General features: G+C 49.5%; 7 protein-coding genes and 1 tRNA gene. 4 read left to right on the forward strand and 4 right to left on the reverse strand.

Translation table 11 applies throughout. The features are described from left to right. Positions 1 to 235: 235 nt before the first annotated feature. On the reverse strand, positions 236 to 1,063 hold the full coding sequence (locus NZ772_11090; protein ID MCS6814093.1) for a DUF1194 domain-containing protein: 828 nt from the start codon (positions 1,061 to 1,063) through the stop codon (positions 236 to 238). Between the two features lie 274 nt (positions 1,064 to 1,337). Next, the gene (gene accC / locus NZ772_11095; GenBank protein MCS6814094.1) at positions 1,338 to 2,696 is read right to left on the reverse strand and encodes an acetyl-CoA carboxylase biotin carboxylase subunit; all 1,359 of its coding nucleotides are present in this window, start codon (positions 2,694 to 2,696) and stop codon (positions 1,338 to 1,340) included. A 142-nt stretch (positions 2,697 to 2,838) separates the two neighbouring features. On the opposite strand from accC, the gene NZ772_11100 reads away from it, so the two are divergent. After that, positions 2,839 to 2,919, forward strand: a tRNA-Leu gene (locus NZ772_11100). Between the two features lie 121 nt (positions 2,920 to 3,040). Here NZ772_11100 and NZ772_11105 read toward each other — a convergent pair. Then, positions 3,041 to 3,643 (reverse strand): TPMT family class I SAM-dependent methyltransferase, encoded by a 603-nt coding sequence (locus NZ772_11105; protein MCS6814095.1) that lies wholly within the window; start codon positions 3,641 to 3,643, stop codon positions 3,041 to 3,043. Between the two features lie 197 nt (positions 3,644 to 3,840). Between NZ772_11105 and NZ772_11110 the strand changes: the two genes are divergently transcribed. Next, entirely contained in the window at positions 3,841 to 4,380 is a 540-nt protein-coding gene (locus tag NZ772_11110) for a TM2 domain-containing protein (GenBank protein MCS6814096.1), read from the forward strand. Between the two features lie 81 nt (positions 4,381 to 4,461). Here the strand turns inward: NZ772_11110 and NZ772_11115 are convergent, their stop codons facing one another. Then, entirely contained in the window at positions 4,462 to 4,761 is a 300-nt protein-coding gene (locus NZ772_11115; protein ID MCS6814097.1) for a 30S ribosomal protein PSRP-3, read from the reverse strand. A gap of 338 nt (positions 4,762 to 5,099) precedes the next feature. Here NZ772_11115 and NZ772_11120 point away from each other — a divergent pair, with 338 nt between their 5' ends. Next, positions 5,100 to 5,789 carry a DUF502 domain-containing protein gene (locus tag NZ772_11120; protein MCS6814098.1) on the forward strand — a complete coding sequence of 230 codons (690 nt, stop codon included), beginning with the start codon at positions 5,100 to 5,102 and terminating at the stop codon, positions 5,787 to 5,789. Positions 5,790 to 5,835: 46 nt separating this feature from the next. After that, positions 5,836 to 6,486 (forward strand): transcription antitermination factor NusB, encoded by a 651-nt coding sequence (gene nusB / locus NZ772_11125; GenBank protein MCS6814099.1) that lies wholly within the window; start codon positions 5,836 to 5,838, stop codon positions 6,484 to 6,486. The last annotated feature ends 173 nt before the right edge of the window (positions 6,487 to 6,659 follow it).

Below are 6,659 nucleotides of genomic sequence, written 5' to 3' on the forward strand. Positions count from 1 at the left end.
GAGGAATTGCAGTTAGGGTTAGGGCTGTGGTTGCGCTGGTATGATGCGGCTGGGGAATGGGTGCCGACTGCTCAAGAACGGGCTGAACAGGAACATCTGCGGGCTGAGTGACTGGCGGCCTATCTGTGCTCCTAGGGTATTGCTCCTGATTGTATCCAGGGATGCTGGAAACACGGGCTTCCTCCTCCAAGATAACTAATCACGCCCAGCCGTCATCAATGATCACGTCTATTGACTAACTGTTCTGCTTGCGCCGCTTCAGCATCACTAGTCCACCACCAGCTAGCACCATACCTACTATCGTCGTCGGCTCAGGGATGGCTCCGGGGTTGTCTAGCCCAGGCTTCTCAGGACGACTCAGTTCCAGAACTAGCTTTTGCTCGATCGCCCGCCCAAAATCCTCAAACCCATTGGCAGGCAACACAAAGGCATTCGTACCCCCTATGATGTTTCGTTCATACCAAGACTGCAAACCAAACTCACCTAAGATAGGCAACCCATTGATTGTGTCTACCCCCGCAGCTAGGGCATTATCCCTGGCTACTACTGTAGAAGTACCACTGTTCTGAGCACCATCACCCGATACGTCAATCACCCAGCGGGCACCCTCGTAGGCATTACTGGAGAATAGGGGCACTGCATAATTGATGGCAGACCCCGGAGCTGTACTGCCCGCAAACGGTCTGTTAACTGAACCAATTTGACTAGCAAACAACAATGCACTGGTTTGATCGTTGACCAGCGTCCAAGGTACAACCTCTTTTTGCTGGCTCGCACCTGACCACAGGATGGCGTTAATAGCCACGTTACCGAACTTACCCATGGCAAACTGGGGAGCAAGGTTGGTGAACGCCCGTTGGTAGCCGCCCATCTGCAAGGCATATTCCCGCGTGTTGACACTACCGGACACATCGATCAGCAAGGACAGCTCTACATCAACAGGAATGAGGGAAGCGGCAGTGGCCGGTAAGCAAACTGCTATGGCTACACCAGCAGTAGCGATCGGAGCAAGGCTTCTCTGAACAGTTGATAGGAACCAAGGCAGAAACTCAGCGCGGGACATATCTTATCCTCTATGTTGTGAAGGGTGCGGGTAACGAAAGAGTTCAAAAAACCGCAGATAGGGATTTTTAACAAAAACCGCAGATAAGGATTCTTAAAAAGGCTCTCTCAATTAGTCCAGCGTCATCGTACACCACAACTCGGTTAGATAAGACCTAATGAACATTAGGGTTTTTCCGAAAACCCCTAGTCACTGCTCTCTACAACTCTACAAGGGCTGAGCAAATGCCGGTCATGTCCACTGTAGAGCTTTTCTGCCGTTGGGATAATTACCGTTACCGATGACTGGTCGATCGCATAAACTGCTCAACAAAGTTGGTGTAGACGTTACCATCCCAAAACTCTGGTGATTCCAAAATCCGCTGATGAAAGCTAATCGTCGTGGGTAGTCCTGTAATGGCAAACTCTCGTAGTGCCCGTTGCATTCGGCGAATGGCAGCAGGACGATCGTGCCCCCACACAATTAACTTGCCGATTAGCGAATCGTAATAGGGCGGAATCTCGTAGTCGGTATAGACGTGGGAGTCCATGCGCACACCGTTACCACCGGGAGGAAGATAGCCGCTAATGCGTCCAGGATGGGGGCGAAAGTTGTGGTCGGGGTCTTCGGCATTGATGCGACATTCGATCGCATGTCCTCGCAGTTGGATGTCGTCTTGAGTAAAGCTAAGTTTTTCCCCCTGAGCAATGCGAATTTGCTCCGCAATCAGATCCAGACCAGTTACCATCTCCGTAACTGGATGTTCCACTTGGATCCGAGTATTCATCTCCATAAAGTAGAAGTTGCCCTGTTGATCTAGCAGGAACTCGATCGTCCCAGCTCCCACATAGTTAATAGACTTTGCCACTCGCACCGCAGCAGCTCCCATTGCTGCCCGTAGCGCTGGAGACAGGGCTGGACTAGGTGACTCCTCCAACAATTTTTGATGTCGTCGCTGAATCGAGCAATCCCGTTCTCCTAGATGCACGACATTGCCATAGCTGTCTGCCAAAATTTGAAACTCAATGTGGCGAGGACGCTCCACAAACCGCTCCACATAAAGCCCTGGATTACCAAAGGCAGCCTCAGCCTCAGCCTGTGCCGCTAAAAATGATTTCACCAGTTCATCCGGTTCACGCACCAGGCGCATTCCTCGACCGCCACCCCCTGCTGTTGCCTTAATCATCAAGGGAAAGCCGATCGTCTCAGCAATAGCGATCGCTTCCTGCTCATCGGTAACTAGGCCATCGCTGCCTGGAATTGTAGGCACCTGTACCCGCTTGACTGTCGCTTTGGCCGTAGACTTGTCGCCCATAGCCCGAATTGACTCCGGAGATGGCCCCACAAAGACAATCTGGTGGTCGGCACAAATTTCTGCAAACCGAGCATTTTCTGCCAAAAAACCATAGCCAGGATGAATGGCACTAGCATTCCGGGTCAGTGCGGCTGCAATGATGTTGGGAATATTGAGATAGCTCTTACTGCTAGGTGGATCACCGATACATACTGCTTCATCAGCAAGCTGAACGTGGAGAGCATGGCGATCGACGGTAGAATGCACGGCTACAGTAGCGATCCCCATTTCCTCACAGGTGCGCAGGATCCGTAGTGCAATCTCGCCTCGGTTAGCAATCAGAATCTTAGAAAACTTCATCAGCCAGAACGTTGGGTTTCTTAAACAGAAGATATTAGGTTATCCTAAAGGTTCGGAGTCACGCTAAGTCAATTCTCAGCTTAAAATGAATTGGGATCGCTCTGATCGCTTCCCATTAAACTCCTTGTTTGTACCTTGACCTGCGGATGTGGCGGAATTGGTATACGCGCACGTTTGAGGGGCGTGTGGCTTTGCCTTGCGAGTTCGAGTCTCGCCATCCGCATTATGATGTATGCCTGAGTTGCGGATCCTTCTTGGACTTTAGATCCGCAGCTTTAGATTTGCTCTTTAGATTTGCTATTGCTGCTCCATTCCCCGCGTAAATCGGCGACCTTTGCATATCTCTACCGCTTGCGGAACCAGCCCAAGTGCTCCTCACCTTGGCGACTGGGTACCGAGTTGTGTGCTGGATCCAAGGACAAAATCTCAAAACTGGGGGTAAAGTATTGCCGTAGTTCTTCTGGGGTAGAACCAAAGGGAGGGCCACCAGGACGATCGTGGGTGAAAAACAATCCCAATAGGTAGCCACCGGCACGCAACAGCGATCGCACCAAATCTACATACTGGTGACGCTGTGAGGGATCGATTGCACAAAAGCAAGTATGTTCCACCACGTAGTCAAAACAGCTTGTGAATTCTGGTACGAGGTCAAAGATATTGCGCTGGAGAAGTTGCACAGACACTTGATTAGCAGCCGCCAAGGCCTGAGTGGCCGCGATCGCCGATGGAGCAAAATCCACAGCTACCACATCAAAGCCATGCTGCGCAAATAGCACCGCATCATATCCGCGTCCAGAGCCTAGGACGATCGTTGGCCCTCTTGGTAGCTCAGGATTGGTGAGCAACCATTCCCGCAGAGGCGGAGCAGCCTCTCCCAAATCCCAGTGGGTTGTGCCCTCTTGATAGCGTTGTTCCCAGTAATCAGGCTGGTGAGTAGTAAGTGTCATAGTGCAAAAATTGTAATGTGATCGCCAGTAACCCAATCAGTACGGTTAAAGTAGAAATCGTACTGTGCCATGACCAACGCCAGGAGTTTTGCCTAGTCTGACTGTAGTGTTAGAAAGCCACGCAAGCTAACCTGCCATCAAACTGGTAATTGTTTTGACGGTATGATCCTTTCAAAGTCTAGGACGCAACCTTAGCTATGAGTACCAACCCTCGCAACTCAAATTTACCTGCTCCCTACAACGTAGGTATCGCCTACATTCTTTGGGCAATGTGTTTTTTTGGAGCCAGCGGCTTACACCGTCTGTACATGGGCAAAATTGGTACTGGCTTGCTATGGCTATTCACCTTTGGGTGTTGCTATCTAGGCAACTTTATTGATTTGTTCCTCATTCCAGGCATGGTAGAAGACAGCAACTTTCGCCATCGGCTGAAGCTTGGCTTTGCTGCTGGTGGCAACCTCTTTCCTGAATCGCAACCTACTGCTGTGGGCCAACAGAGAGAATCTACCAATCCACCCAGCAAACTCACTCCAGAGCGACTTCGTATTGAACTAGTGCGAGCGGCTGCTGAGATGAATGGCAGGTTGTCAGTTACTCAAGCAGTGTTAGCTACAGGTGCAGACTTCAAAGTTGTAGAGGATACACTACAGGCCATGTTGCGGAGTGGCTATATCGGCATTGACAACGACCCTGACACAGGTGTGGTTGTCTATACATTTCCAGAATTGAAATCCTAGAAGTCTGAAGCCTTTAGGGTTAGCTAGCTTTTGAGATGATAGCTAAAGGCCATCGGCTCCCAAAAACTAGCAGTAATTGCATCACGAGCTGCCCGTGAAGGCAACATCAGGAAATTTTGCTTGCGCTTCTGCCAAGGGACGGTTCCGTCCTTCTTCCTGCCAATAGTTAATCACGGCTGTAGCCTGGTTAAGCAAATCCACCCGTTCGCGCTCAGTAATCCAGTGCTTTGCCTCTAGCTCAGTTTTCAACTGTTCCCAGGCATCATCCCGAGGCCAGAAAAAATAATGGGTTAACGGACTGGTTCCCTTGCCAACAACCTGATCTACTGCCAAGGCAACATTTTCCTCTAGCCAGAGAACTTTTAGAATAAATCGCGCCAAAATTAGCCTCCAGAAGAATTTGACAATGTAGATTTACTTCGCAGTCTATCATGGTACTTTACCCATACCAGGATGACCAAACATTCAGCAGGATCTACTGAAATCTTTGACTTGTAATAGCTGAGGCAGCCTGTTCAAGGAACTCGTAAGAATTGTAATGCGATCGCTAATGCGCATAAGTTTATAGCCTACGCTACAAAACAATTGAGATGGAGACATTCACCAGCTATTCTAAGCTGATACAATTCTTTACAGAATAAACTTGTTGTCAATAACGTCATTAAGTTGAGATTGTCAGGCAGTTGGTTGCTACGTAACCAGGAGGTAGGAACTTGTCAGTGTTTGAGCGGTTTAAGCAGGATTTGAAGAATGACCTGATTGCAGGATTATTAGTGGTAATCCCGCTAGCGACCACTATCTGGCTGACAGTGACCATTGCTACTTGGGTAATTGATTTGTTAACGCAGGTGCCCAAGCAACTCAATCCGTTTAGCGGGTTGAATCCGATCGTGGCAACATTGCTGAATCTGTTAGTGGGTCTAGCGGTGCCGCTCCTGCTAATTTTGTTGATTGGGTTAATGGCTCGTAATATTGGTGGCCGTTGGTTGCTAGATGTGAGTGAGCAGGTGTTGCAAGCTATTCCCTTGGCAGGCTCTATCTATAAAACTCTGAAGCAATTGCTAGAGACACTGTTGCGAGATTCCAACAACCGATTTCGTCGGGTTGTGTTGGTGGAATATCCCCGCCGGGGCATCTGGACGCTGGCATTTGTAACGGGTACCTTGGGAGCTGGGATCCATCCACATCTACCTGACCCAATGGTTAGTGTGTTTATCCCTACTACGCCTAATCCGACAACGGGCTGGTATGCTTTGATAGCTGAGTCTGAACTAGTCGATCTAAGCATTTCCATTGAAGATGCATTTAAGCTAATCGTGTCTGGGGGCATCGTCAACAACAATCTAATTTTGCCGTCTGGGGCATCGCCTCAGCCCGATGAGTCCTTCAAACCTGAACCTAATCACTGATTGACTATTGCTTGGCACTCCCCGCTGTTCTAACGTCTGGAAAACTATGCAAGCCCGTCGAATTGCCCGTGAACTTGCCCTGTTGGGGATTAGCCAATTGCCCACTAAGCCAGAACGCCTGCAAGAGCAAGACCTGTACAGTTTATTGCTGGCAGCCGTGCGAGCGCTGAGCACAGAAGTTCGAGATGTGTTGGAAACCGCAGCAGCAGACTTAATACGAGCGTCTGATCGTCTAACTGATAGCGATCGGCAAGTAGCGGATAATCCTCCAAAGGAGAGCTTGGCTAACTTGCGGTCGGCAACAGCGATGGTTAGAGAAGCAATCGAACTTGCTCAGACAGCTATCAATCGGTTAGGGGGTGCGGTTGATCTGCCGGAGTTTATCCAGTTAGCCCACCAGCCCGATGTCTTGGACTATGGATTGCAGATCTTGACCCAGGTGCACCAGCATCGCGATACGATCGATAACTTATTAAATCAATCTATGGTGGACTGGCAAGTGAGCCGATTAGCTAGGATCGATCGCGACATGTTACGCATTGCCGTTGCTGAAATTATGTTCTTACAAACGCCGCCACAGATTGCTATTAATGAAGCGGTAGAATTGGCAAAACGCTATAGTGGCGATAACGGACATCGATTCATTAACGGTGTGCTTCGCCGAGTCGTTGATCATAACAAAATCGCAGCCAACTAGGTAGCAATCATGGCATTCAATTGGTTCAATAGGAAACACAGTGATTCTGAACCTAGCACCCAACCAGAACAACAGCCAGCTAAGGCACCCGATCAGGCTGCTGCGGAATCAGCTAGCCAGCCGTCAACTAGTATTAGCCCAGAAGAGCAACTGAAGTGGGCAAAGTTAGCGCT

The organism is Cyanobacteriota bacterium (assembly GCA_025054735.1).
In the GTDB taxonomy this organism is placed as follows: Bacteria; Cyanobacteriota; Cyanobacteriia; order SKYG9; family SKYG9; genus SKYG9.

Coding starts and splice junctions, on each gene's coding strand:
- NZ772_11105 (MCS6814095.1), bottom strand. CDS start 3,643: ATGACACTTACTACTCACCAGCCTGATTACTGGGAACAACGCTATCAA.
- NZ772_11090 (MCS6814093.1), bottom strand. CDS start 1,063: ATGTCCCGCGCTGAGTTTCTGCCTTGGTTCCTATCAACTGTTCAGAGA.
- accC (MCS6814094.1), bottom strand. CDS start 2,696: ATGAAGTTTTCTAAGATTCTGATTGCTAACCGAGGCGAGATTGCACTA.
- nusB (MCS6814099.1), top strand. CDS start 5,836: ATGCAAGCCCGTCGAATTGCCCGTGAACTTGCCCTGTTGGGGATTAGC.
- NZ772_11110 (MCS6814096.1), top strand. CDS start 3,841: ATGAGTACCAACCCTCGCAACTCAAATTTACCTGCTCCCTACAACGTA.